Origin of the sequence: Thioalkalivibrio sp. ALgr1 (assembly GCF_000378285.1) — a bacterium.
In the GTDB taxonomy this organism is placed as follows: domain Bacteria; phylum Pseudomonadota; class Gammaproteobacteria; order Ectothiorhodospirales; family Ectothiorhodospiraceae; genus Thioalkalivibrio.
Window position 1 is genome coordinate 359,969 of record NZ_KB905133.1, and the last position, 26,175, is coordinate 386,143.

The 26,175-nt window shown below is 66.0% G+C and carries 26 protein-coding genes; 9 read left to right on the forward strand and 17 right to left on the reverse strand.

Annotated features, from left to right (window positions below; all coding sequences use genetic code 11):
* The first annotated feature begins 38 nt into the window (after positions 1-38).
* Both F466_RS0106090 and F466_RS0106095 read left to right on the forward strand, forming a co-directional pair.
* Positions 39-815 (forward strand): CDP-alcohol phosphatidyltransferase family protein, encoded by a 777-nt coding sequence (locus F466_RS0106090; RefSeq protein ID WP_018138687.1) that lies wholly within the window; start codon positions 39-41, stop codon positions 813-815.
* Positions 812-1,426, forward strand: a complete 615-nt coding sequence (locus F466_RS0106095; protein ID WP_018993662.1) for a YceI family protein — start codon at positions 812-814, stop codon at positions 1,424-1,426. Before F466_RS0106090 ends, F466_RS0106095 begins: the two co-directional genes overlap by 4 nt.
* A 15-nt stretch (positions 1,427-1,441) precedes the next feature.
* Here F466_RS0106095 and F466_RS0106100 read toward each other — a convergent pair whose 3' ends face one another.
* The 5 genes from F466_RS0106100 to F466_RS0106120 all read right to left on the reverse strand — a co-directional run bounded on the left by F466_RS0106100 (position 1,442) and on the right by F466_RS0106120 (position 6,907).
* Positions 1,442-2,800, reverse strand: coding sequence for a YhjD/YihY/BrkB family envelope integrity protein (locus tag F466_RS0106100; protein ID WP_018138685.1), 1,359 nt, complete (start codon positions 2,798-2,800; stop codon positions 1,442-1,444).
* Between the two features lie 36 nt (positions 2,801-2,836).
* On the reverse strand, positions 2,837-3,469 hold the full coding sequence (locus F466_RS0106105) for a YdbL family protein (protein WP_038038620.1): 633 nt from the start codon (positions 3,467-3,469) through the stop codon (positions 2,837-2,839).
* A gap of 86 nt (positions 3,470-3,555) precedes the next feature.
* A complete protein-coding gene (locus F466_RS0106110) occupies positions 3,556-5,556 on the reverse strand; it encodes a hypothetical protein (RefSeq protein ID WP_018993663.1) in 2,001 nt (666 codons plus the stop codon).
* 62 nt (positions 5,557-5,618) lie between these two features.
* The gene (locus tag F466_RS0106115; protein WP_018138682.1) at positions 5,619-6,407 is read right to left on the reverse strand and encodes a YdcF family protein; all 789 of its coding nucleotides are present in this window, start codon (positions 6,405-6,407) and stop codon (positions 5,619-5,621) included.
* 17 nt (positions 6,408-6,424) lie between these two features.
* A complete protein-coding gene (locus F466_RS0106120; protein WP_012982173.1) occupies positions 6,425-6,907 on the reverse strand; it encodes a Crp/Fnr family transcriptional regulator in 483 nt (160 codons plus the stop codon).
* Positions 6,908-7,010: 103 nt separating this feature from the next.
* On the opposite strand from F466_RS0106120, the gene F466_RS0106125 reads away from it, so the two are divergent.
* Complete coding sequence (locus F466_RS0106125; protein ID WP_018993664.1) at positions 7,011-7,469, forward strand: DUF6231 family protein; 459 nt, start codon at positions 7,011-7,013, stop codon at positions 7,467-7,469.
* A 15-nt stretch (positions 7,470-7,484) separates the two neighbouring features.
* Here F466_RS0106125 and F466_RS0106130 read toward each other — a convergent pair whose 3' ends face one another.
* Both F466_RS0106130 and F466_RS0106135 read right to left on the reverse strand, forming a co-directional pair.
* On the reverse strand, positions 7,485-8,804 hold the full coding sequence (locus F466_RS0106130) for an MFS transporter (protein ID WP_018993665.1): 1,320 nt from the start codon (positions 8,802-8,804) through the stop codon (positions 7,485-7,487).
* A 398-nt stretch (positions 8,805-9,202) separates the two neighbouring features.
* On the reverse strand, positions 9,203-9,877 hold the full coding sequence (locus tag F466_RS0106135) for a metalloregulator ArsR/SmtB family transcription factor (RefSeq protein WP_018993666.1): 675 nt from the start codon (positions 9,875-9,877) through the stop codon (positions 9,203-9,205).
* 199 nt (positions 9,878-10,076) lie between these two features.
* Between F466_RS0106135 and F466_RS0106140 the strand changes: the two genes are divergently transcribed.
* Positions 10,077-10,529 (forward strand): hypothetical protein, encoded by a 453-nt coding sequence (locus F466_RS0106140; protein ID WP_017925939.1) that lies wholly within the window; start codon positions 10,077-10,079, stop codon positions 10,527-10,529.
* 121 nt (positions 10,530-10,650) lie between these two features.
* Here the strand turns inward: F466_RS0106140 and mnhG are convergent, their stop codons facing one another.
* The 9 genes from mnhG to F466_RS0106185 form a co-directional block, all read right to left on the reverse strand.
* Positions 10,651-11,046, reverse strand: a complete 396-nt coding sequence (mnhG, locus tag F466_RS0106145) for a monovalent cation/H(+) antiporter subunit G (protein WP_018138678.1) — start codon at positions 11,044-11,046, stop codon at positions 10,651-10,653.
* Entirely contained in the window at positions 11,039-11,314 is a 276-nt protein-coding gene (locus tag F466_RS0106150; RefSeq protein WP_018138677.1) for a cation:proton antiporter, read from the reverse strand. The genes mnhG and F466_RS0106150 overlap by 8 nt, the downstream gene beginning before the upstream one ends.
* Positions 11,315-11,329: 15 nt before the next feature.
* Positions 11,330-11,803 (reverse strand): Na+/H+ antiporter subunit E, encoded by a 474-nt coding sequence (locus tag F466_RS0106155; RefSeq protein ID WP_012982165.1) that lies wholly within the window; start codon positions 11,801-11,803, stop codon positions 11,330-11,332.
* On the reverse strand, positions 11,800-13,305 hold the full coding sequence (locus tag F466_RS0106160) for a Na+/H+ antiporter subunit D (RefSeq protein ID WP_018649001.1): 1,506 nt from the start codon (positions 13,303-13,305) through the stop codon (positions 11,800-11,802). The genes F466_RS0106155 and F466_RS0106160 overlap by 4 nt, the downstream gene beginning before the upstream one ends.
* The gene (locus F466_RS0106165; protein ID WP_012982163.1) at positions 13,302-13,649 is read right to left on the reverse strand and encodes a Na+/H+ antiporter subunit C; all 348 of its coding nucleotides are present in this window, start codon (positions 13,647-13,649) and stop codon (positions 13,302-13,304) included. Before F466_RS0106165 ends, F466_RS0106160 begins: the two co-directional genes overlap by 4 nt.
* Entirely contained in the window at positions 13,649-14,074 is a 426-nt protein-coding gene (locus F466_RS0106170) for a Na+/H+ antiporter subunit B (protein ID WP_012982162.1), read from the reverse strand. The genes F466_RS0106165 and F466_RS0106170 overlap by 1 nt, the downstream gene beginning before the upstream one ends.
* The gene (locus F466_RS0106175; RefSeq protein WP_018138674.1) at positions 14,071-16,374 is read right to left on the reverse strand and encodes a putative monovalent cation/H+ antiporter subunit A; all 2,304 of its coding nucleotides are present in this window, start codon (positions 16,372-16,374) and stop codon (positions 14,071-14,073) included. Before F466_RS0106175 ends, F466_RS0106170 begins: the two co-directional genes overlap by 4 nt.
* A gap of 220 nt (positions 16,375-16,594) precedes the next feature.
* Positions 16,595-17,284: a TIGR04211 family SH3 domain-containing protein gene (locus F466_RS0106180; protein ID WP_018138673.1), complete on the reverse strand. Its 690-nt coding sequence runs from the start codon at positions 17,282-17,284 to the stop codon at positions 16,595-16,597.
* Positions 17,285-17,413: 129 nt separating this feature from the next.
* Positions 17,414-18,802, reverse strand: a complete 1,389-nt coding sequence (locus F466_RS0106185) for a hypothetical protein (RefSeq protein ID WP_012982159.1) — start codon at positions 18,800-18,802, stop codon at positions 17,414-17,416.
* A gap of 193 nt (positions 18,803-18,995) precedes the next feature.
* On the opposite strand from F466_RS0106185, the gene F466_RS0106190 reads away from it, so the two are divergent.
* Positions 18,996-19,310, forward strand: a complete 315-nt coding sequence (locus tag F466_RS0106190; protein WP_012982158.1) for a hypothetical protein — start codon at positions 18,996-18,998, stop codon at positions 19,308-19,310.
* 107 nt (positions 19,311-19,417) lie between these two features.
* Entirely contained in the window at positions 19,418-19,930 is a 513-nt protein-coding gene (gene fabA, locus F466_RS0106195; protein WP_012982157.1) for a 3-hydroxyacyl-[acyl-carrier-protein] dehydratase FabA, read from the forward strand.
* Positions 19,931-19,960: 30 nt separating this feature from the next.
* Here the strand turns inward: fabA and F466_RS0106200 are convergent, their stop codons facing one another.
* A complete protein-coding gene (locus tag F466_RS0106200; RefSeq protein ID WP_018993667.1) occupies positions 19,961-20,443 on the reverse strand; it encodes a DUF1249 domain-containing protein in 483 nt (160 codons plus the stop codon).
* A gap of 250 nt (positions 20,444-20,693) precedes the next feature.
* Between F466_RS0106200 and F466_RS0106205 the strand changes: the two genes are divergently transcribed.
* The 3 genes from F466_RS0106205 (at position 20,694) to F466_RS0106215 (ending at position 25,630) form a co-directional block, all read left to right on the forward strand.
* Positions 20,694-22,331, forward strand: coding sequence for an alpha-D-glucose phosphate-specific phosphoglucomutase (locus F466_RS0106205; protein ID WP_012982155.1), 1,638 nt, complete (start codon positions 20,694-20,696; stop codon positions 22,329-22,331).
* Positions 22,332-22,353: 22 nt separating this feature from the next.
* Entirely contained in the window at positions 22,354-23,745 is a 1,392-nt protein-coding gene (locus tag F466_RS0106210) for a sodium-dependent transporter (protein WP_018993668.1), read from the forward strand.
* A 214-nt stretch (positions 23,746-23,959) separates the two neighbouring features.
* Entirely contained in the window at positions 23,960-25,630 is a 1,671-nt protein-coding gene (locus tag F466_RS0106215) for a Na/Pi symporter (protein WP_018993669.1), read from the forward strand.
* Positions 25,631-26,175 lie beyond the last annotated feature (545 nt).

The following is a 26,175-nucleotide window of genomic DNA, read 5'->3' on the forward strand; positions in this document are numbered from 1 at the left end:
TTTCCACCGTGTTTCCCCGAGGCGACTACACTCGAGCCATGGATTCCACGCTGAGCTCCAACCGCTGGCCGGAACGCGCGCGCACGGGCCTGCGCACCTGGGCGCGGGACTGGGCGCTGGCCGGCGCGGGCGGGCTCGTACTCTCCGCACTGCTGGGCTGGCAGATCGGTGCCGTGGCCGCCCTGCTGGTCGCACACGCAGGGATCTGGATCCTGCTGGGGCTGATGCTGGTCCTGAACACTCCGCAGGGCGGTCTGACCGATGCGCACCGCGGACCCGGCCCGGCCAACCGTGTAACGCTGGCCCGTGCTGCCATCGCCACGCCCCTAGGGGCGCTCGTCCTGACCTCGGGCGCGGTCCCCGGTACCACTGTCATGCTGTGGATCCTGGGCCTGGCCGGAGCGGCCCTGATCCTGGACGGCGTGGATGGTGCCGTTGCCCGCCGCACAAACAGTCGCACGGCCTTCGGCGCCCGCTTTGACATGGAACTGGACGCGGCCATCATCCTCGTCCTCTCGATTCTGGTCTGGTGGATGACCGCGGTCGGGGCCTGGGTCGTGCTGATCGGTGCCATGCGCTATCTGTTCCTGGGTGCGCAGCGCATCTGGCCCTGGCTGGGCGCGGACCTGCCCCCGAGCCGGCGGCGCCAGACGGTCTGCGTACTACAGACCGGCGTACTCCTGGTCGCCCTGCTCCCGAGCCTGCCCCCGATGGCGGCGATCGCCGTCGCCCTGGCGGGGCTTGCGGCCCTGACCAGCTCGTTCGCCACCGACATCCACTGGCTACACCGTCATCGTCCCGGAGGTTCGACATGATCCACGCCCGCACCCCACGCTCCCTGCTCCTGGCCGGTCTGCTGGCCCTGGCCCTCCCCGTTTCCGCGCTGGCCCAGGCCGATCGCTGGGAGATCGACCCGGAACACTTCGCGGTCGGCTTTCTGGTGGATCACGCCGGCTACGCCAAGGTTCTGGGCATGTTTCTGGAGGCCGAGGGCGAATTCACCTTCGATCCGCAGACGCGGGAGCTGCGCGAAGGGTATTTCGTCGTGCAGACCGACAGCGTGTTTACCAACCACGAGGAACGCGACGACCACCTGCGCAGCGACGACTTCCTGAACGTCGCGGAATACCCGGAGATGCGCTTCACCGCGACCCAGTACGAGCCCACCGGCGACGACACCGGACGCCTGACCGGCGACCTGGAGCTGCTGGGCGAGACCCGCCCGGTGACCCTGGACGTCACGATCAACAAGGTCGGTCGCTATCCGTTTCCGCTCGGTGGGGTGTTCGGACGGCCCTACGTGCTGGGCGCCTCGATGCGCGGCAGCTTCGACCGCTCGGACTTCGGCATGACCTATGGCCTGACGCGCGACATCGTGGGTGACGAGATCGAACTGATCATCGAATTCGAGGCCCAGCGCCAGTAAGCCCGGCGCCGGGAATCAGGTGGCCGCCGCCGCGGCCCCCTCGCTTTTCAACAGGTCGCGCAGCGTACGCCCGTCCAGACGGTCACGGCGTGCGGTCTCCAGTTCCTCCAGCGTGGCCTCGACTGCCGGGTCGCCCTGCAAACGGCGCAGGGCGCGGGCATCTGCATCCTGGCGCAGGGCCTCCAGGATCTCGTCCACCCGGATCCGCTCGAGATCACGGCCTGGCACATAACAGGTGGCATCGGTGCCGGCCCGCACCAGCAGGCCCGCCGACTCGAGCGCCTGCGCGACCTCGCCCAGGGCATTGCCCGGCACTGACAGGTCATGCGCCACATGGTCCAGTGTTGGCGGCGAGCGGCCGTCGAGGAAACGCTGACCCACCTGCTGCATCAGATGCAGGCCCATGCGTTCACGCGCCGCGCCGGACAGGCGCAGGCGCAGGCCGCGCACCGTCATGTACTCGGGGTGCTGTACGTAGAAGGCCACATTGGCCCCGATCAGCAGGATCAGCCAGGCCAGATAGATCCAGATCAGCAACAGGATCATGATCGCGAAGCCCGAATAGATCGCGTCATAGCGAGTGGAGCCGGCCACCATGGTCGCGAACCCCCAGCCCACGCTCTGCCACAGCAAGCCGGCCACAACAGCCCCAACCAGGGCCGGGAACAACCGTACTCGAGTGTTTGGCACAAACACGTAGATGAAAGTGAACGCGGCCATGATCAATAGATACGGAACCATGCGCGAGGCGCCAGTGATCAGCGTGCCGAACGGCTCGATCCCGGCCAGAGTCTGCATGGCCGTGGTGGACATCACCGTCGCGGTGATACCCAGGGCGGAGACCACCAGGAGCGGACCAATCAGGATCACCGACAGGTAGTTGGAGAAGCGCTGGGCGAAGTTGCGACTGTTCTCGACCCGCCAGATGGTGTTGAACGCCAGTTCAATCTTCTGCACCAGCGCGATCACGGTGTAGACGAGGAACAGCAGACCGACAAAACCGAGGACGCCGACCCGCATGTTGTCGACGAATTCGATCACGTTGTTCGCGATCTCGACCCCCTGCTCCCCCAGCGGCTCGAGAAACCCGAGCACCACCGGCTCGACTGCGTTGTGCGCGCCGAAGGCCTTGAGTACGGAGAACGACAACGCGATCAGCGGGACGATGGACAGCAGCGTGGTATAGACCAGACTCATCGCGCGCAGCGTGAGCTGGCCTTCCTTGGCCTCGTGCACGATCGCGCCCGCACCCCGCACGATCCCGAGCAGCAGGGCCTTCCAGCGCGGGAGCCGCGTCAGGTCGGTATCCTGCACCAGCGATACCAGACGCTGGCGCTGGGCCTCGATGCGTTCGGCCAGCGTCAGCGCCGGCACGAACCACTCCCTGTGCCTGGCAGGCTCATGAGCGGGCTATTTTTGCTGCCACTGGCCGTTGCGGTCCTGGTACCAGTAACCGGAGGGCGCCTCTTCCACCCAGACCCGGGCGAAGGTCTCGCGAATCCGGTCTTCCCAGTCCGGGCGGTCGTTCGCGCGCGCGATCTCGCGGTAAAGCGAGTCGCGGTCCGAGTTTTCCTCGCTCACCAGCCGCTGCACGGTACTGCGATCGCGCAGCGGAACCTCGGACAAATCACGGATCACCACATCGGCGTTGCGCCCAAAGCCGATTGCCCCGCTGCGAAAATGCGGCGCGAGCTGCGGCGCCCGCTCGCGCATGGAGGCGCGGATACGGTTGATCGCGGGGGTCTGGATCTGCAGATCGGGGCTCTGCGCGGAGGCCGGGCTCACCAGTCGATCCAGCACCCAGGCCAGCACCGGCAGGTTGGCGTTCGCCGGGTTGTTGCGCGGCATCAGCATCGCACCGGGCTCGGCTTCAGACGACGCTTCCGGCTCCCGGGTACCCTCCTCGACCTGCAGCGCGTCGCGCACGATCGCGCGCGCCGCCTCCTCGGCCGCGGCCGTCGGGAAATAGATATTGATGGTCACGCAGCCCGCCATCAGAGCGAACACCAGCGCCAATCCCGGAACACTCCATAAAGCCTTCATGCCGTACTTCCCTTGTCGAGGCGGTTCAACCCGCATGATGCCCAATCTACACCAACACCCTGAACGGTAACCAAACGCCAAGCCGCTTATTGCACCACCGGGCCATCTCCGGCCTGGATGGTCGCCAGGCGGTTGATTAGTTCGGGCCAGTCGACCCGGCGGTTGTAGCCAATCACCTGAATCTGCGGGATGCCCCCGCCCTGCACCAGCACGAAGCCGCTATCCGGACGGTCGGCCACGCCGGAGGCGGTGCAGACCTCGCCACGCAACTCGCAGCGAAACCCGAGACGGCGGTAGCTGAAGTTCTCGAACACCCGCAGGAAGACCGACGAAGCCGCGGCCTGCAGCCCTCCGCCCAGCTCGGTGATGTTCTCCACCGCCCGCTGGCTGATCCGTCGGCGCCCGCGATCACGCTCCGGCGTCATCAACTCCAGATCCATGCGCACCGGCGACCAGTCCACCATCACCAGATCGCGCACATGCCCGGAGATACGGCCCTGGACGCGACCGAAGTCGAACGCCTGCGTCAACGGATCCAGATCCAGCCGCTGGATCTCGGCCGACAGGCCCAGCTCCGGGGCATAGCCCAGCAGGTCGTGGATATACACATCGCGCAACACCACCTCGCCGTTGAACACCTGGACCAGCAAACGGCCATCGACGTTCAGATCCCCCCGCTCGTAGCGCACCCGGGGGATCATGCCGGCCAACCGCCCGGAGAATCGCGGCCAGCCCAGCACCTCGGTCAGTGGCTCCAGACTGATCGCGCGGATACCACCCTCGAAGCGCACATCCGGTCCTGCGTCGGTCTGGCGCAACTCGAAGGCCCCGACCCGCAACCCGCCATCGAAGATCGGGATCTCGGTTTCGGCCAGCAGCTCCATGCCGGCTGGCAGGGCCCGGACCTGCGCCTCGAACGCATCGAACGGCAGCCCATACAGGTGCGCGGCATCCAACGCGAAGGTCCCGGGGCTGCCCGCCTCGTCCGCCGACCAGTCAAGTGCCCCGCGCGCACCGGCCAGGCCGAAACGCCCCCGCCGGTCGCTGGCATCCAGTTCCGCCCACTCGAGATCCGCGCGCCGGGGCTGCGAGCCCGCCAGCTCCACATGCCCTGCGATCTGCCCCCCGGTGGCCAGATCGCCGAGTACCGTCCCGGCCAGCCAGGGCGCCAACAAGGAATCGTAGACTGGGGCGAGCGCATGGACCCGCCCGTGAAATACGCCATCCAGCCCCCCCTCCGGATCGTAGGCCACCGCCTCGCCGCGAGCCTCCAGCGCAGCGCCGTAGCGCAGACCCAGGACATCCATCCGGAACGTCAGGGGCCCGGGGTCTCCCTCCAACCCATTGAGGGAAATCTCCACCGGCCCCTCGTCGTCCAGGTCCACAAACCACGGGTCGATGTAGATCACGCCACCCTCCAGGGCGAGATCCAGGTCCCAGCGCGTGCCGTCCCCGGACAACTGCGCCTGGCCGCGCAGTTCCTCGCCGGCCTGCAGGCCCAGCGGATCGCTGAACGCAACATCTTCCAACCCCAGACGTGCGGTGAGCCGGCCATCCGGACGCAACCGCAGATCGAGGTCCGCCCGTCCCCCGTCGACGGCGACGGGGAGTTCCAGAGGCAAGCGGTCGAATGCGGCCAGCGCCTGGAGATCCAATCCTCGCAACCGGGCATCGACATCCCAGCCGCGTTCGGGGGCGAAATCCGCGCGCAGGCTCCCGCGCCCGCCGAACCAACCGGGCCAGTCCCCAGCCAGTCGGAGATCGCCGCTGTCGCGGCCCCAGGCCAGCGACAGGGGGTGCCCGTCCAGTCGCAGGTCGCCCGAGCGTCCCCACAGACGCGCGTCGTCACAGACCACCTCGCGCCGGGTCAGGCGCAGCTCGGTACATTCCACCCGCGCGGCCGTCAGGGTGCCCACCGGCTCCGGCAGCTCGATGCGCTCGGCACGCAGCTCGAGGCTCAGGCGCCCGTCACGCCAGCCAATGCGGGAGCTCAGCCCCTCGGCGCTTAGGGCCTCGTGCATCAGCGATTCGATGTTCAGATCGGCCCCAAAAGACACATCGGACTCGGCCAGCACTGGAAACGGCATCGCCACGATGCCGCCCGCGCAAAGCCCCGCCAGTATCCAGCGCACCGGACGGGGCACGGGCCTCAGTCTCCCGAACTGCCGCGCTGACGCTCGCGCAGGGGCAACGCCGCCCGCGCCAGCCACTCGCGCAGGGCAAAGCGCGAGGTCTCGATAGACTCGGTCGTGGGCAGGAAGTCCCGCAGGCTACGCGGGTCACCGGTGGCACCGCGGAAACCGGCGGGCGCCGGGTAGGCGTCGAACCCGGCGCGCTCGAAACACTCCAGGGCCCGCGGCAGATGCATCGCCTGGGTCACCACCAGCACGGTATCCACGCCCTGCCCCTGCAAGCGCTGGCGTGTATGCGTGGCATTCTCGCAGGTGTTGCGCGAGGTGTTCTCGAGCCAGCGTGCCGAGACACCGAGATCCTGTTGCAGGGTCGCGGCCATCAGTTCGGCCTCCGAACGCCGCCCGGGCAGGGCCCTCGGTACCCCGCCCGAGACCACAATGGGGAGATCGGTGGCACGATGCAGCCGCGCGCCCTCGCGCACACGCTCGTGGGTGCGGGGGTTCAGGGCGTCGTGTCCGGCGTCCTCCGCGCGCCCCACCCAGCGGCCACCGCCCAGGATGACGATCGCATCCGCCCGCCCGGTCGCCAGTACGCTGTCGCGCACCTCGCGCTCGAGGGTATCCGCCAGGGGCTGTGCCACGACCTGCAGGCTGGGCAGCACCAGCGCCAGCAGCCCCAGCGCCAGGAGCGGCCGGCCACCACGCCAGTCGGCCCGCCACAACAGCACGCCAAGCACCGTCAGGGCGATACCCAGCCCCGGCGGCAACAGCAGGTGTTCCGCAATGGTTTGCAGGGACGCGAGCATGGGCGGTCCCGCGGGGCTTACTTCTTGCCCGGGGAGTAGAGGTAGTGGGCGTAGGTCGCCACGTCCTCCGAGACACGGCGGATCAGGTGATCCAGGCTGATGATCGCGAACTCCAGCAGGTTCACCGCGATATACGGGTTCTCCACACGCAGGCGGTCGTACATCGAGCGCGACAGGCGCAGCAGCCGCGTCTTGTCGCTCAGCGCACGCATGCGCACGCCGCGCGGCACCCGGTCAAAGAACGACATCGACCCGGCCAGCTCGCCGGTTTGCATGCGGCCCACCTCGATCTCCTGGCTGCCGTCGTCGTGGTACAACGCGGCCGTCCCGCTCACCACGAAAAACAGCGACTCGCCCACCTCGCCGATATCCGCGATCACCTGCTTGTGGTGGGTCTCCACCACCTCCAGGTATTCGAGCAGGACTTCCACCTCCGCAGGCGTCAGGGACGCGGAGATCGGGTGCTTGGAGAGGAATTCGGTCAGCAGTTCCTTGGACATGAGGGGCTTCCTTCTAACGGGTCCGCAGTAGCAGTGGGAGTCATTTAGAGTATAACGAACACGCCGTCGGCACAGGCGACGGGAATTACCAAGGAGGCCTGCGTTGATCGACATTGATGCCCTGCGCCGACATCTGCCGCGCCGTCTGCGCGAAGGTCGGGCCCTTCTGCTCGCGGCCGGGGCCCAGCCACCGGACAGCCCACCGGGGCTGGAACAGATCACCGTGGAGGCCTTTCTCGAACACCCACCCGAATCCCGCGTGCCATTGGTCCTGCTACTGGACACCCTCAGCGCCCTGGATATCCCGATCGGCCAGCATCTGCTCGGCGGGCTGCGGGATCGCTGGGCCGACGAGGTGCTGATCCTGCATCGGCTGGACGATGAACGCTGGGGACTGAACGAGTTTCTGGCACTGGGTTTTCGCCGCGACCCGGACGCCGAATCGGCCGCGCCGGATCATGCGGTCTACCGCACCAGCCTGTACGACTACAAGCTGACGCCGGACTGGCTGAATGCCCGCTTCTGGGCCAACCCGGACATGTGGGACAAGGCGCGCTGGTAGGCGCGCGGCGGGTGCCTAATCCTTCTCGGGATTCAGCCGCGGGTGGGTCTCCTCCCCCCACAGCAGTACCAGCGCACCGGACAGGAACATGGCGATGGCCACGAACCAGAAGCCCCAGGTGACTGAACCGCCGATGTGGGCGACGACCCCCAGGGCCAGTGCACCGATGCCATAGCCCAGGTCCCGCCAGAAGCGGTAGGTCCCGATCGCCGAGCCGCGCCAGTTCGGATGGGCGATATCGGCGACCGCCGCGCTCAGATTGGGATACAGAAGCGCCATGCCAAGGCCGGTTACGGCCGCCGCGAACGACCACCAGACGACCCCCTCGCCGAGCAGCGTCAGGGCCACGCCCGCGCCACAGATCCACATACCCCAAACGATGGGCTGCAACCGCCCCACATGGTCGGAGAGCTTGCCAGTGGCGAACTGCGAGCCACCCCAGACAAAGCCGTAGATCCCCACGACCCAGCCGATCGCGGCCAGGCTCAGCCCCTGCTGATACAGGAACACCGGATAGAACACCCAGACCAGGGCATCGACGAACTTCTCCACCAGGCCCGCCTGGCTGAACGCGGCCATGCGCCGGTCACGCCAGGACATCAGCGTGAACACCTCCCAGGTGGTCGGCGTATCGGCGATCGATTTGGGATAGCGCGGTTGTGGCCCGGTGGACTGCCCGGCCGCATGCCGGGCCCCCTCGGCCTTGGCCCAGTCCAGGGTCTCGCGCACCCACAGTGCAGTCATCAGGACCGCGATCGCGATCACGACTATGCCGAACACGAACACCCCCATGCGCGGCCCGAGGGCAGCGGCCATATAGCCGGTCACGATCCCCGCCACGGCCACCCCGACATAGCCGGAGAACTCGTTCATGCCCATCGTGAAGCCGCGTTCGTCGCCCCGGGTGATGTCCATCTTCGCGGTCTGGGTCATCGACCAGGCGAGCCCCTGATTCACGCCTAACAGGACGGTCGCGGCCACAATCCAGCTCCAGGATGGCGCGTAGAGGATCATGAACGGGATCGGGATGGCCGCCATCCAGCCGAGCATCAGAACGGTCTTGCGCCCCATGCGTTCGGACAGCCGCCCGGCAACGAAATTGAGCACGCCCTTGACCACGCCGAACGCGACGACGAACGCAGTCAGCAGCATGAACGAGCCCTCGGCCACGCCGAACTCGTCCTCGGCCAGCGCCGGGATGACGGTGCGCATCATCCCGATCGTCAGACCGACAAAGAAGACCTGGATCAGTTGCTGCCCGAACTGCCCGAGGTTCTCGCGAATCCCGTGGGTCAGGTGTTCATAGGCCTGCGCGGCTCTGAATGGATCGCTCATAAGGGGTCCTCTGTGGCGCACCCGGGCCGTGAGAGTCGCGGCAGGACCGGCTTCCTTGCCTAATGGAGGCGGGGCTGGTGCCGGCTAGCAAGGTCGGCGTACGTGCCAGACGGCCGATTGGCGCACCACGAGCATCTTTCGTTCTAATGTTCGTTAGAACGAAGTTATTCTGCGCGAGGGGGGGATGTCAAATACGGCAGGTCGAATATCGACGGATCCGGCTGAATAGCACGGCCCGTCCGGAAGTCCATTTTGAGACCCCTTCTTCGAGAGGGAATCCAAAACCCGATGGGTCGTTCTTCAAGGCTCTGGGGCTTGGGCAACCACCGGGGCACTCACAACTCGGGATCGGCGCGATGTGCCGGCACACAGTACGCAGCCACCAGTGACGGCAGGGGCTAACGATCGACGGGGCCTTGCTCCAGAGGGAGCCCCTGGTGGCGCCACTCGGCCACACCGTCATCCAGACGGACGGCGCGGAAGCCATGCTCACCCAGGATCGCGACCGCGTCGCGCGCCATCAGACAGTACGGGCCCCGGCAGTAGGCAACGACCGGGACATCCGGCGCCAACTCGTCCAGGCGCTGCTTTAGCTCGCGCAAAGGAATGGACCGGGCGTGCGGCAGGTGCGCAGTGGCGTACTCGGTGTCCGGACGAACGTCCAGCACGATCAACTCACCCTTGCGTGCCTGCTCCAGCAACTCCTGGCCACCTAGCGGCACCATGTCGCCGGCACTGGCCGCCATGTCGCGCACAGCGCCCTGCAACTCCAGCAAGCGGCTCTCGGCCAGCTCGCGCAGCACGACCCAGAAATCGGCCACACGTGGGTCTGCCAGCCGGTAGAAGATACGCCGTCCATCGCGCCGGGACTCCACCAGGCAGGCCTGGCGGAGGTCCTTCAGGTGGGCACTGGCCAGCTTGACGCTGATCTGGGCATCCGCCGCGAGCTGATCGACGCTCTTCTCCCCCTGCACCAGGATCTCGATCAGTTCCAGCCGCTTCGGGCTGGACGCCGCCTTGCCGATCCGGGCGACCTGGTCATAGAGCAAATCTTTCAGTTCGCGATCAGACATGAACGCATTCCTGATGGGGAAGTCGGCAAGGTAGACCGCCCTGCCCTGACGCGCAAGGCCTGAACAGGAACGCGGGTTTGTTGCACCGAATTTTTTCTTGACTAGATTACTCAGGAACTATTCATCAGCAGTTGGTAACAAACTAACCAACAAGCCGTGCCCCAACCGAGGGGTACCCGTTCCCGAAAGGAGGACAACCATGAGCCAGCTGATCCACAACTTCCCGGCCGACGGCGTCGTCACCATCAACCGCGTGATCCTGAAGCCGGAGTACAGCATCGACGACCTGCAGGAGCGCGTCGCCATGCTGTGCGAGAACGTAAAGACCTATCACTCGGACACCGGCTTCGTCGGCGGCTTTGTCGCGCTGAATTCCGGCGCCGTCTCCAACGAGGGCTCGACCATCGGCCAGGCAGTGGAGAGCCCGATGAAGGACAAGGAGGCGCTGATCATCACCTTCTGGCGCAGCTTCGAAGAACACGAAGCCTCGCATCGCAGCGAGACCTTCCAGCCGCTGTTCCAGGAGGTCCTGGAGCTGTGCGAAAACGGTAACGAAGAGATTGCCTACGAAATGCTCTGGTCTGGCGCGGCCTATTCGCCGGAAGAGGCCAAGGCCGCTCGCGAGGCGAAGGAAACCCATCAGGCGGCCTGAACCTGCACTGATGGCTAAGTGACCTCCAGTCGTATTTCTCTCCTGCGACTGTGCCCATTGCCGGGACCTTGCGTCCCGGCTTTTTTATGGCTGACCGACCATGATGCCAGCCAGGTCGGACTTAGCGCCGGGGTTCGTCGTCCGAGGAGGACTCGTTCATCTCCGGGGGCGAGGCAAGGGTGTGGGTCTTGTTGTCGTAGCGACCCTTGAGTTCGTCGGAGCGTGTGTGTTCCCACAACGGCACCCCGACAAAATACCCTGCACGGCCGATCGCATGCGCGGCCACCGGGGCCGTCAGCAGCAGAAAACCAATCACTGCCACGGCGCGGGTGGTCACGCCCCCGTCGCCGAAATAGACGGCGACCCCCACCATCATCAGGCCGGCCCCAAGCACACCCGCCTTGGTGGTGGCGTGCAGGCGCATCGGCAAATCCGGCATGCGGACAAGCCCCAGCGCGGCCACCACCATGAAAGCGGCCCCGGACACCAGGAACAACGCCGTCAGTAGCTCAATCATCTTCGCGGTGCCCCCCTTTCTCGAGATAGCGGGCAAATCCGACCGCGGCGAGGAAGGCGGTCAGGGCCAGCACCATCGCCACGTCGATAAACGGGGTCCGGCCACTGGAGATCACGTACACCGCGATAAAGCCAATGGTCAGGGACGCGATCAGTTCCAGCGCCACCACGCGATCGGGCAGCGTCGGCCCGAGATAGAGACGCCAGAACCCCAGCACCAGGGAGATGCTGAGCAGTACATTGGCCACGATGATGGCGATTTCGAACATCTGTGTCCCCCGCGCCTAGCGCAGGACCTCCAGGGCCCGGTGTTCCAGATACTTGATCGACCGAATCACCGCATCGCGGTCTTCCAGGTACATTACATGGATGTAGAGCACCTTCCGGTCGGTCGAGACGTCCAGGCTCAGGGTGCCCGGTGTCAGCGAGATCAGGTTCGCGACGATCGTGATCTCGCCATCGGTCTGCGCATCCAGCGGAAAGGCAATCACGCCCGGCACCATGTGGTGCGTCGGCGTCATCACATCGTAGGCGACCTTCAGGTTCGACAGGAACAGCTCCCACAGGAAGAACCCAATGAAGGCGATGAACTTGGGCACCCGTCGCGCGTAGCTCGCGAAGGCCGGCTTGTCACGCAGCGCGAACGCCAGCAGGACATAGCCGAGGAAGAACCCGATCAGCAGATTGCCCCCTGTGAAGTTCCCGGTCAGGAACACCCAGATCAGGGCCAGCGCGATATTCCAGGTCAGCGCGATCATTGCCGTGATTCTCCCAGCACGGCCTCAATATACTGCGACGGATCCAGGAGCTGCTCGGCGGACATCGCCGCCATCTGGTAGATCGGCTCGCCGTACAGGCCAATGGCCACGGTCATCAGCGCCAGCATGATCACCGGCACCCACATCCAGATCATCGGGCCCGAACTGACATCACGGAGCTCGCCCTCGACGCCCTCCGGCTGCGCCTTCCAGAACACCTCGGCCCAGATCTTGATCATCGAATACAACGTCAGCAGACCCACCAGCAGAGCCACGCCCACCGCCCAGTAGGCCTCGGCCTCGATACCAGCGCGGATGATGATGAACTTGGCGAAGAACCCGGACAGTGGCGGCAGACCCGCCAGTGACAGCGCCGGGATCAGGAACAGCACGCCCAGCATCGGGTTCGTCCGGTAGACCCCGCCCATCAGTTTGAGCTCATGGGTCCCCTTCATCACGAAGGTGATCCCGCTGATCAGGAACAGATTCGCCTTCACGATGATGTGGTGCATGATGTAGAACACCCCACCGACCAGTGCCAGCGGTGTGAACAGTGCCAGACCCATGATCATGTAACCGATCTGGCTGATGATGTGGAACGACAGAATGCGCCGGAACTCGTAGTGGGCGGCCGCCCCAAGCACGCCGGTCAGCATCGTGGCCGCGGCCACCCACAGGAGGATCTCGTGGGTGTAGTCCACATCCTGGTTGAAGATCAGTGTGAACACGCGGTACAGCGCGTACACCCCAACCTTGGTCAGCAGGCCCGCGAACAGCGCGGAGACCGCGACCTTCGGCGTGTGATAAGAGGCCGGCAGCCAGAAGAAGAACGGGAACGCCGCCGCCTTCACCCCGAACGCGACCAGATACAGCATCGCGATCACGGTGATCAGCCCGGTGTCCTCCACCGTGGAGAGCTTGTCGCCGATATCCGCCATGTTCAGCGTGCCGGTCAGGCCGTAGGTCAGGCCGATCGCAGTCAGGAAGATCATCGACGACAGCAGGTTCAGGGTGACGTACTTGATCGCCCCTTCCATCTGCGAGCGCTCGCCACCCAGGATCAGCAGCGCAAACGACGCGACCAGCATCACCTCGAACCAGACATAGAGGTTAAAGATGTCGCCGGTCAGGAACGCGCCGTTCACGCCCGCCAGCAGCAGATGCAGCAACGGGTAGTAGCCGAACTTCTCCGACATCTTGCCGATGCCCGAGAGCGAATAGATCGCGGTCGCAAAGCCGATGATGCCAGTCAGCACCACCATGATCGCCGCCAGCATGTCGGAGACCAGCACGATCCCGAACGGCGCCGGCCAGGAGCCCATCTCCATCACGACATGGCCGTTCTCCCAGGTCTCCATCAGCAGCCAGACGGTGGCCGCCAGCATGGCGCCAGTGCCGAGCACGCCCAGCGCACGCTGCGCGAAATGCGAGCGCCAGAACATCACCGACAGCGCGCCGGCGAGCAGCGGGATGATGACCGGAAGGGCAACGGACATATTCATCGATCCGTGTCCTTCATCTGGTCCAGATCATCGACCTTCACCACCTCGTAGGCGCGATGTATCAACACTACGGCGAATGCCAGTACGCCGAAGCCGATCACGATCGCGGTCAGCACCACGGCTTGCGCCAGCGGATCGGCCGACAGCCCTTCAGGAACCGTGGCACCCGGCGGGATCAGCGGCGGCGCGCCCGGCAGCATGCCGGCCAGCGTAAAGATCAGCAGGTTGGCCGCGTTCGACAGCAGCACCAGGCCGATCACCAGCTTGACGATCGAGCGCCGGAGCATCATGTAGATGGCCGCGGCGTACATACCGCCGACCACGAAGGCCATGACGACTTCCATCAGTCTTCTGCCTCCGCCAGGTTGAGCATGATCGTCAGCACCGACCCGATCACGACGAGATAGACGCCGATATCGAAGATCAGCACGGTAGAGAGCTTGATCTCGCCGAAGACCGGGGCCGTGAATTCCCACCACTGGGCCGTGAAGAACGCCTGCCCCAGGAAGGCCGCGGGCAGTGCGCTCACGACCGCCAGCACCATGCCGGCACCCAGCAGGTCGCGCGGGTCCACGCGCAGCACCTTGCGCGCGGAGCGGATGTCCATGGAAAACAGGTACAACACGATCGCCGCCGCCGCGACCAGGCCACCGATAAACCCGCCACCCGGCTCGTCGTGGCCGCGCAGCAGCAGGAACACGGAGAACAGCAGCAGCAGCGGCAGCAGAAAGTGCCCGGCCGTGCGCAGGATCAGCGAGTGCATGTTCATCGGCGGTGGTCCTCCGCACGGAAGCGAATCATCGCGTACACCCCGATCGCGGCCAGGGCCAGCACGAAGATCTCGCCCAGCGTATCCAGTGCCCGGAAGTCCACCAGCACCACGTTCACGATGTTACGGCCATAGCCCGAGGGCTCCGACTCCTCGATGAAGTACTGCGAGATCGAGTCGAACAGGCGCGCATCCATTGTGCTCAGCATCAGCAGCGTGATCATGCCGCCGGTGACCAGCGCGATACCGGCATCGCGCAGCCGCAGCGCGGTAGACGACAGATTCAAGAAGCCCGGCAGGCGGAACAGCACCAGCACCAGCAGGATTACCGTCAGGGTCTCAACCAGCACCTGGGTGATCCCCACATCGGCCGCGCTGTACAGCACGTACACCAGGGCGACCGTAAAGCCCAGAGAGCCCAGCGCTGCCACGGCGCCCAGACGCGAGCGCGTCAGCACCGCGAACAGCATCGACGCCACCAGGATGGCGATAATGGCCATCTCGTGGATCTGCAGGCGCTCGAAGTGCGCCGTGCCGACACTCACGTTGAACAGCTGCGCGGTCACTCCGACCAGGCCCGCGGTCATCGCGACGATCACGATCACGTAGTAGCGCAGATAGCCGTTCTGCAGGACCCGGGTCTGCCATTCGGAGATCCAGACCAGGCCATCCATCATCTTGAAGTAGCCCTTCTCCGGGCCGTATTCAGCGGCCCGATCGACCCAGGCCAGGGCCCGACGCGCCTGCTCCCAGCGCCAGTAGAGCAGACCACCCGCGACCAGGCTGAACGCGGAGATCGCCAGCGGCCAGTTAATGCCGTGCCACAGCGCCAGGTAACCATCCACCGGCGCGCCCTGCACGCTCGCCGCCGCGGCGTTGACCAGCCCGTCGTCCGCCAGCCCCGGCCCAAGGCCAAAGATCAGTCCCAGGCTCGCCAGCACGACCGGGCCGGCCAGCATCGCCGGCGGTGCCTCGTGGTGCGGGGTCTTGGGTGTTTCCACCCGAGCCCCGAACCACGGCCGGATGCCGACGATCGCGGCGACCGCCACCCCGAGGATCGCGGTCAGTACCGCCAGCAGCGTCAGGATACCCACCAGACCCGGTGCCTCGAGCACCGACTCCAGCATCAGCTCCTTGGCAACAAAGCCGAACAGCGGAATAACCCCACCCAGCGACAACGCTGCAAGAATCGCGAAGGCGGCCGTGATCGGCAGCGCGGTGCGCAGCCCCCCGGTTTGCAGGAAGTCCTTGGCCCCAGCCTCGTGGTCGAGGATGCCGGCGACCATGAACAGCGCGCCCTTGTACAGAGAATGCGCCAGCAGGAAGGCCATCGCGGCCATCAGCGCGGTCTCGGTGCCGATACCAATCAGCATGGTCAGCGTGCCCAGCGCCATCACGGTGGAATAGGCCAGGACCTGCTTCACGCCCGTGCTGCGGAAGGCCAGGAAGACGCCCGTGAACATCGTGATCGCGCCGAACAGCGCGAGCGTGGTGAACCAGATATCGGTCCCACCCAGCGAAGGATTCAGGCGCGCCATCAGGTACACCCCGGCCTTCACCATGGTGGCCGAGTGCAGATAGGCGGAGACCGGCGTCGGCGCGGCCATCGCACGCGGCAGCCAGAAGTGGAACGGGACCTGGGCCGACTTGGTAAAGGCCCCGATCAGTATCAGAATCAGTAAAGGCAGGTACAGCGCGTGTTCGCGGACGACATCGCCGTTGGCCAGGATCTCGGAGAGCTCGTAGGAGCCGCCGGCCATCGCCAGCATGATGATCCCGGCGAGCAGCGCCAGGCCGCCACCGACCGTGACAATCAGGCCCTGCAGTGCGTACTTCCGGGCGTCCGCGTTCTCGTGGTTATAGCCGATCAGCAGATAGGACGTGATGCTGGTCAGCTCCCAGAACACGAACATCGCAATGAGGTTGTCCGCCAGCACCAGCCCCAGCATGGAGCCCATGAAGGCCAGGATAATCACGTAGAAGCGCCCGAGGTCGCGGTGCCCCTCGAGATAGCGCCCGGCATAGGTGACGATGAAGAACCCGATACCCGAGATCAGCAGCGCGAACAGCAGCGACAGGCCGTCCACCAGGAACGACAGGTGGATATCCAGCCCCGGCAGCCAGGGCCAGCTGAGCACGATGGACTCGCCGGCGGAGACCGCAGGGAGGAAACTCAGGAAATAGAGGAACAGCGCCGCCGGGAGGAGCCCCAGCACCCAGCCGCTGGCGCGACCGGTGACACGATGGACCGCGGGTGCGATCGCGGCCACCAGGAATGTTGACAGAATTGCGTAGAGCATCCGGCCAGCTGAGTCCTTTTGCGTCGGGCGTTATCCGCGTGACCCCGTACGACCTGCCCGGAATCACGCTCCTGGAGTTGCGTCCGCCACCAAGGACCACCGGCGACGGCTTCAAAACAGCTGCGAAAGCCTAATGGCTCGATCGCCGGCACGCAAGAAACGCGTATGGGGGCACGTTTCGGCGCGCGTCCCCGGGCAACCCCGGAGACGGAAGGGGGGATCAGTACCAGTCGCTGCGGCGGCGGCGCAATGGGATGCGCGTCAGGATAATGCCAAGAATCAGGCTGCCAACCGTCACCGCCGCACCCGTCATGAACCACCGCCGCTGGCTGTCGGCCTGCATCACCTCCACCTGGCGGCGATACTCGTCCGCGGAATCACGGGCCTCTACCAGCTCGCTTTCCAGGCGCCGGTTTTCGCGCTGGATCTCCTGCGGCCGTTCCGCGACGTCGCGCAGCTCCTCGAGCTCGGACTCCATGTCCGCCACCTGCGTCTCCAGGCCATCGCGCTCGGCTTCGAGTTCGCGGCGGGTATCCAGCAGTTCGGCAATCCGGCCTTCCTGGTCGTCCGCACCCGAGCGAATCTCGGCCAGCTCGGCCTCGACCTCTTCCAGGCGCTCACGGGAATGCGGCTCGTCCTGCAGGTAACGGGTCAGGATCCAGGCCTCGGTGCCGCTGGGCAGGCGAATACGGGTATGGCCATCGCCGCTCTCCTCGAGCACCGTGACCTCCTGACCCGAGCGCACTGAACTGATAATGCGGCTGTTCGGCCCGGTGCCATTCCGCACCCCGACCTCCAGCTCGTCGCTGACGAAACGCGTGGTCTCGGCCATCACCGCCGTCGCGGTCAAGCCGCCCAGGATCAGAATCCCGGATACCGTAAGTCCGCGCATCACCCGCTGCATCTGCATGCCCATGTCCTGCCTCTCGCCTGGTTGCCTGATCCGACCATGGAGTCAACGTCGCCTGCATGGCCGGGGGCGCATTCTACAGTGGCATTCGTGGCTCGCGGCAACGCACCGCCTGCGGGGTGATCCGCGTCACACTCCGGCATCCGCATCCCGGGCCGACGTCGAACGGTCCGCGAGCCGTTCGCGCACCGCGCGCGCCGGGAATGTGACCAGCTCGAACAGGGCCGGCAGCAGCCTGCGCAGCTGCAATGCAATCACGGCAAGCAGGTGCAGCACACCCGTCAGCAGCGCCAGCAGGATGCCAAGAAGCCCTCCGACCAGCACCCGTATCGCCTGCAGGAGGGAGACCAGCCACAGCGGCGCAAGCGCCACCACCAGCGGCACCACCAGCCCGACCGCCGCACCAACCATCTGCTCGGTCCAGTACAGCGTGGGCGGTGGCGCGACCTCCCCGGCCATCAGGGTCTCCAGCAAATCGTTGCGATAGCGGACCCACTCCAGGTGATAACCGGCCAGGCCCGACAGCACCACCACGGCGGCCAGCACCAGCAATGCCGTGACCACCAGGCCCATTCGGGCCCAGTTGTCGCGCTCCATCACCGCCTGCGGCAGCAGCCGGACCGCCCCGCGGCTCTCGGCCAGCAGCCACCCGCTTACCAGCGCAATCCCCAGCAGCAGCGCAATGATCCGATCCGAGAGCGTCCCGGGCCCCGCGTCCTCGGCACCCGGGAACTGCCCGTCAAACGGCGGCCCGAAGAGCTGGTGGTACACCGTGACCGCCAGCACCGTCAGCGCAAGCCCCAGCAGGCCCAGCAAACCCTGGCTGACGGCCTGGATATACGAAGGCATCTGATGGCGGATCGAAGGCTCGGTCTGCTCGCAGCGCGTCAGGGCGTGGTCCAGGCGGCCCCCCTGACGCTGCAGGTCGCCCAGACGCCTTTGCAGACCCTCCAGACGGCCGACCAGCTGATCCACCGGGCTCTCCAGCCGCCGCCGGGCGGCCAGCATGCCCTGCGCCAGCTGCCGGTGTTCCTCCATGCCCAGCCGCGCGATACGCAGGATCGTCTCCTGGAGATCCTGCGCGAGACGCTGACTCTGCGGGGTATCACTGACGGGGGTGCTGGCCAGTGCCTCGAGACGGCTTACCCAGGCGGGTTCCTCGAGCAGGCGGGTCTCGTCCCGTTCGTAGGCCTCGCGCAGGGCGCGCAAGGTTTCGGTGGACTCCTGGCGAAGCTGCGGCATCTGCGCCAGGTCATGCCCCACCAGGTGGGCATACCGACGTTCCAGGGCCTCCACCGCCCCGTGGATACGATCGGCCTCCAGCCGTGCCAGATACCGGCGATGCCAACCGGTCACGGCATCCCGCACATGTACGAGATGCCGGCGCAGCGCACATACCAGGTGGACCAGCCCGCCCGTGATCGCAAGCAGCACCGTGCGCACCGGATTCCGCGCCCAGTCCAGCAGCACGATGGCGACCACGATCGCCAGAGTCACCATCAGGATTGTGATCGCCACGCCACCCCCTCGTCGGTCCTGCCTGTCGCCCGGACACGCCGGGCCCCACACCTACCCTGCTTGCAACCGGCACTCACCTGTCGCCGGTTCTCCCCGCCGCGATTATGGCCGATCCAACCATCCGGTGCGCGCCCCCTGGCTCAAGTTTGCGACAAGCGCGCCGATAGGGAGGGTAAATCTCCGGAGAATCCCAATGCTGCAGACCGACCTGCTTCCCATCGCCGGCCCAGAACGCATGGAACAACCCGGCTGGCTGGATGCCGGCTTCACCGCCGGCTGGCTGCCCGCGTTCCGTCATCGAGGTACGGGCGAGGTGCATGCCAGCCACCTGGAAGATGGTCGACTGGCCTGCACGCACATCCTAGACACCCTGCCCGCGTCCTGGATCGCCGAGCGCGACGCCGAGGGCCGCCCCGGTGCCCTGGTGGCCGACATCCAGGCCGGCTACCTGCGCGGGTCGCGCTTCTACACCCTGGCCGAGCTGCTGCGCTACCCGTCCGACGCCTGATTCTTGCGTCTCTGGCGCCGCCCGGCGGCCAGCGCCCTCGCCCGGCACAATTGCTTTTAGGCGCGGGTTTCGGTCCAATACCGGGCTTTTCCCCGAGCGGCGCCCCCATGCAGAAAAATCAGTACGATCGCGACGAACTCCTGGCCTGCGGCTACGGCGACATGTTTGGCCCGGGCAACGCCCAGTTGCCGGTCCCCAACATGCTGATGATGGATCGTGTCCTGGAGATCAACAGCGATGGCGGCGAACATGGCAAGGGCCAGATGATCGCCGAGCTGGATATCAATCCAGACCTGTGGTTCTTCGCCTGTCACTTCCCTGGTGATCCCGTGATGCCCGGCTGCCTGGGGCTGGACGCGATGTGGCAGCTGGTCGGCTTTTATCTGGCCTGGCTGGGCAACCCCGGCCGCGGCCGCGCCCTGGGTGTGGGCGAAGTGAAGTTCACCGGTCAGGTCCTGCCCACCGCGAAGAAGGTCACCTACCGCATCGACATGAAGCGGGTGATCTCGCGCAAGCTGGTGCTCGGCATTGGCGACGGCATCGTCGAGGTCGATGGCCGGCCGATCTACGAGGCCCATGACCTGCGTGTGGGCCTGTTTACCTCCACCGAAAACTTCTGACCTGACCGGCAAGCCTGCTCCGGCAGGGCACTAGTCCGTCGCCAGCGGCGCGGGCGTGGCGTCCGGGTGAAAGCGGTGGCCCTGGCGCAGGCAGTAGCGCAGCCACTTGAACAGAAAGCGGTTGTGCCGCCAGCGGCAGCCCAGCCCCGGGTGCCCCGCGATCGTGTCGATCACCAGGTCCTCGCCGCTGCGCCGGCAGTGACGCCCCAGCACCTCGGCCTGCCGCGCATCGTGGAACAGGCGCACCCGGGCATCCGGCTGCAGGCGCGGTTCATCGCGCCCGGCAAAGGCATAGGTCAGTCGCAGCGTGGTCGTGTACCGCGTGCGCTCCAGCACCTCCAGATGCAGATCCAGCGCCCCCTCGACCCGCGAGACCGAGTGCACCGGCTGACAGTGCAACTCGGGGCACAGACGCCGTATGGACAGGTAGTTCTCCTCGTACATCTCCATCAGCGCCGCGAAGGTCACCGGGCGCGGCTCGAGGTGGGCGGGGGTGCGGGTATCCAGCAACATGCCGCGCAGTCTAACAGCCCCCGGGCAACCACAGGCCAATGTACCCGCAAGGAATAATGTCCGGTTCTGCACGATCGACTTTCCGCCTCGATACAAGCCGAATCCATCGCTTCCGAGGCGCGCGGCACGCAGCGGGTGTCGAAAACCATGCGCAAACCCTTCGCCCGGCACGGGACACCCCGAGCCCTTTTTGGTACCGTCAAACCAGAAGAGAATCCCCGGCGTGCAACCTAAAAGGACTCACGACTTCATGGATATCAGTGTCGTCACGACCCGGCCATTCAACGACCAGAAGCCCGGCACCTCGGGCCTGCGCAAGCGGGTACGGCAGTTCCGGCAGCCTCACTATCTGGAAAACTTCATCCAGAGCATCTTCGAGGCACACCCGAGCCTGTGCGAAGGGGAGCTAATCCTCGGCGGGGATGGCCGCTTCCACAACCGCGAGGCGATCCAGACCATCCTGCGCATGGCCGCGGCCAACGACGTCAAGAAGGTCGCGATCGGCTATGCCGGACTCCTGTCGACCCCGGCCGCCAGCCACCTGATCCGCTCGCGCGGTGCCACCGGCGCCATCATCCTCTCGGCCTCCCATAACGCCGGAGGGCCGGAGGGAGACTTCGGTGTCAAGCTGAACACGGCCAACGGCGGGCCCGCACCGCCCGGCGTCACCGATGCCATCTTCGAGCACAGCAAGTCGCTCACCCATTACCGCATCGCCAGCGGCACGCCGCACGTCGATATCGATCATCTGCACACCACCCATCTCGGCGAGATGTCGATCGAGGTCGTCGACCCCGTGGGTGCCTACGCCGACCACATGGAGACACTGTTCGACCTCGAACGCATCGGCGAACTGCTGCGCTCGGACTTTTTCCGCATGCGCTTCGACGCGATGCATGCGGTCACGGGGCCCTACGCCGAGGAAATCCTGATCAACCGCCTGGGCGCCCCCGCCGAAACCCTGCTGCGTGCGGAACCACTGGCCGATTTCGGCGGACGCCACCCGGACCCGAACCTGGCCCATACCCGCGAGCTGTGCGAGGCCCTGTACGGGCGCAACCCGCCGGACTTTGGCGCGGCCTCCGACGGCGACGGCGACCGCAATCTGATCCTGGGCCCGAATTTCTTCGTCACGCCGTCCGACAGCCTGGCCATCATGGCGGCCAACGCCCACCTGATCCCCGCGTTCTCCAACGGGCTGAAGGGTGTGGCGCGCAGCATGCCGACTAGCCAGGCGGTGGACGTGGTCGCCGAGGCGCTCGGCATCCCCTGCTTCGAGACACCCACCGGCTGGAAATTCTTCGGCAACCTGCTGGACGACGGCCGCATCCGCCTGTGCGGCGAGGAGAGCTTTGGCACCAGCTCCGATCATGTGCGCGAGAAGGATGGCCTGTGGGCCGTGCTGTTCTGGCTGAACCTGCTGGCCGCCCGCCGCCAGTCGGTGGAAGAGATCGTGCGCGATCACTGGCGCGACTACGGTCGCCACTACTACACGCGGCATGACTACGAAGGGCTGGACACCGCCCGCGCCGAACAGGTGATGGCGCGCATCGGCGAACAGCTCTCGAGCCTCCCGGGGCAGTCGCTCGCCGGCATGCGTGTCACGGAGGCGGACGACTTCGCCTACCGCGACCCGGTGGATGGCAGCGTGACCGAGCACCAGGGCCTGCGGGTCCTGTTCGAGGGCGGCGCGCGCATCGTGTTCCGTCTCTCCGGGACTGGCACTGAAGGAGCGACCCTGCGCATCTACATCGAGCAGTACGAGACCCACCCGGAGCACCTGGACCGCGAGCCGCAGGAGCTGCTGCGTCCGCTGATCGAGGCTGCCGTGCGGCTGGGTGACCTGCCGGGCCTGACCGGGCGCGACCAACCCGATGTGATTACCTGACCCGACCTTCAGTCCACCGCTGATGGACATCGTCGCCACCCGGCAGCGCTGGACGCATGGCTATGCGTTCGTGCTGGCCGCCACCGCCTCGGCGGTCGGGCTCGGCAACATCTGGAAGTTTCCCTACATCCTCGGCCAGAACGGCGGCGGCGCCTTTCTGGCCGTGTACCTGCTGACCATTGCCCTGATCGGAATCCCGATCATGATGGCCGAGGTGATGATCGGACGGCGCGGGCGCCGTTCTCCGGGGTACGCGGCACTGGCCGTCGCCCGCGAGGCGCGCGTCCGCGACGCCTGGCAGATGGTTGGCTGGGTCGGGATCATCGCCCTGTTCGTGATCATGACCTTCTACGCCGTGGTCACCGGCTGGGTCTTCTCCTATGTGCCACGGGCCGCCAGCGGGGCCTTCGCCGGGGTAGACGCGCCCGAGGTCATCGCGATCTTCGAAGGCGTTCAGACATCGCTTCAGGGGATGCTGCTGTGGACTACACTGGTCCTTGCGGCGACCTTCGCGATTGTGGCCCTGGGGCTACGCAACGGGCTGGAACGCGGTGTAGCACTGGTGATGCCGCTGCTGTTCGGGCTGCTGCTGGCCGCCATGGTTGGCGGTCTCTGGGTCGGCGACGCCGAAACCGCTCTGGACTTCATGTTCCGCCCGGACTTCTCCGCCCTCGACCGACACAGCCTGCTGATCGCGGTCGGGCACGCGTTCTTTACCATGACCCTGGCAGCCGGCGTGCTGATGATGTTTGGCGCCTATCTTCCCAGGAAAACCTCCATCGCCGGCACGGCCATCGGGGTTGCGATCGCCGACACCGTGATCGCACTGATCGCAGGGGTCGCGATCTTCCCGGTGGTCTTTGGCTATGGCCTCGATCCCGCCGCCGGGCCCGGCCTGATGTTCGAGGCCCTGCCGCTGGCCCTGTCCGCGATCCCGGCGGGGGTCCTGCTCACGACGCTGTTCTTCGCGGCGCTAAGCCTCGCGGCCTTCAGCACCATGATCGCGAACGTCCAGGTATTCGTGCACCTGCTGCACGAACACTTTGGCATCTCCTGCCTGAAGGCTGCCCTGGGCAGCGCGCTGGGCATCTGGGCTTTCAGCCTGATCACCATGTTCTCGTTTACCGGGGCCGGCTGGGCCCAGATCGACCTGGTCGTGCTGGGGCGCGAGTTGCCGACGCTCTACCACCTGCTGGAACACACGGCCATCAACATCCTGCTGCCGGTCAGCGGCCTACTGATCGCACTGTTTGCCGGCTGGATCCTGCCGGTGAGGATCACACGCGACGAGCTGGGGCGGCCACCACTAGCCTTTCATATCTGGCGTCTGATCCTGCGCTATATCGCGCCGATCGTCCTGCTGACCCTGTTCTGGCAGAACTCGGTGATCGTCAACCACCTGCCATTGACCTAAACGACCACGTCCCGGCACCCCGCGCGGAACCCTGATTACGGAGCCGCCCTTGGAACCACCGCCACCCCGAGCACCGGGGCCACCGGATGGGGGACCGCCATCGGACTGCTCGGCCTGGCTGAGGGTGTTCCCCTTTGCCGTTACCGGCGTTCCTTGTCACGACCACCTCACGGACGCGGACGCAGACCACAAAAGGCCCCGTTAGAATGCGCGGATGAATGGCGAGTGGATGATCACCTTCGAGATCGCGGCGACGCTGTTTGCCGGGCTCGGCCTGTTCTTCGTCGGCATACGCCTGATCAGCGAGCACCTGCGCCAGCTCGCGGACCAGCGCCTGCGGGCACTGGTCGGGCGCGCCACGGGCTCCAACCGGGCGGCCGCGTTCCTCGGCCTGGTCGGCGGGGCGATTACACAAAGCATCCATGCGGTCATCTTTGTGCTGATCTCGCTGGTCACCGCCGGCGTACTCGACGCCCGCCGTGCCCAGCCGGTGATCAACTACGCCAACCTGGGCACCTCGCTGCTGGTCCTGATCGCCGCGCTCGACCTGACCCTGATGGTCTTCATCCTGGTCGGCGTTACGGGGCTGCTGTTCTACTTCGACCGCGACCAGTCCGCACGCCTGCGCCACCTGATCCGAGCCATGCTCGGCATTGGCCTGCTGTTCCTCGGGCTGATGTTCATCAAGGAAGGCGCCAAACCGCTCAGCGAGCTGACCTGGATGACCGGCCTGATGTCGCTGTCGGCGCAGTCCTTGCTGATCGCATTCGCCACCGGCCTGGTGTTTGCGGTGATCGCGCATTCGGCCTCCAGTATCACCATCGTGACGATGGCCCTGGCCGCCAGCGGCGTGATCGATCTCGAATACGGCCTGATGGTCGTCTACGGGGCGAGCTTCGGCACCGGTGTGTCGACCCTGATCCTCGCCGCCTCGCACAAGGGACTGGGCCGCCAGCTGGCGCTTTATCAGTTCATCCTGAAGGGACTGGGTCTGATCCTCCTGCTGCCGCTGTTCTGGATCGAGTTCTACGGCGGCGTCCCGCTGATCGCCTCGGGCCTGGAAGCGCTCGCGATCGGCATCAGCCTGCAGATCGCGCTGGCCTACATCCTCTACCAGGTCGTCTGCGACCTGGCGATGCACCCGGTGCACGGCCCCGTCGCGCGCTTCCTGGAGCGCACCGCACCGCCAACCGAGGAAGAGGCCCTGGGCAAGCCGCATTTCATCTACGCCGGGGCACAGAACGACGCCGGGTCCGCGCTGGTGCTGGTGGAAAAGGAACAGTTGCGCCTGCTCAAGCGACTGCCCGACTACCTCGAAAGCGTGCGCGATGACAGCGACGGTGCCCACCACGAGCGCCTGGCCCTGCACCGCGGCAACCTGCAGGTCACCGAGGCAATCGAGCAATTTCTCGACGAGATCCTTTCCGGTGCCCTGAGCGGGGCCACCCTCGATCATGCGATCGTGCTGAAGAACCGCAATCAGCTGCTGCTGCAGCTGGAAGATACGCTGAACGACCTCGCCACGGAGATCGAGCGCTCGCTCAATGCCGACGCCTCCGCCGAAGCCCGCGCCCTGACCCACAACCTGGTCGAGACCCTGCACATGATGCTGCTGACGCTGACCGACGCGGCGCGCAGCGGGGATGCCGACGACATCGCCCTGCTGCAGTCCCTGACCCATGATCGCTCAGAGCTGATGGATTCCATCCGTCGCCGCCTACTCGCCTCCAGTGATCTCGACGGCAGCGTACGCGAAGCGGTGTTCGGCGCGACTAGCCTGTTCGAGCGGGGCATCTGGATACTGCGGCGCTATGCGCTGCTGCTAACGCCGCCGGAGGGGGCCTCCTACGAGGCTGACCCCGCCACCGCCCCCACCAAGTCTTAACGCTATATTCCTGATCACACGGCGAAGCTCGTTGCCACGTGAGGCTAGGCCTGGTTCGTCATCCGATGTTTACGTGCCTTCGGTCCGCCACCTGCCAAGCGCTCACTCGCGAGCGCGCCGCGAGGTACTTTCTTGCTTGCCCAAGAAAGTACCCAAAGAAGGGCACCCGGATTCCGCCCGGGAACCTTGCTCCAGGGCCCTCGGGCCGGCGGCGCTGAAACTCGCTGCGCTACGCTCCGCTCAGACAGTCAGCGCCTCTCTTCCGGCCCGAGCACCCTTCCGCAAGGGGCTTCATACGGGGGGGATAAGGTCAAAACAACGGCTGTCCTGACGTTCGTGCCAATGGTTGGAGGCAAGGTGTTCCGACATCCTGGGCACGCGCGGCCTTCGGCCCTGGCGTGCCGCGCCCGCGAGCGGGCGCCAGGCCCCATCGTAGGATGTGATGAGCGCAGCGAATCGCATCAGGGTTTCTCCGGCGTCGGAACGGTGCGTTTCGCTGCGCTCAACGCACCCTACAGCTCGGGGCTTAGGACAGGTGCGGGAAC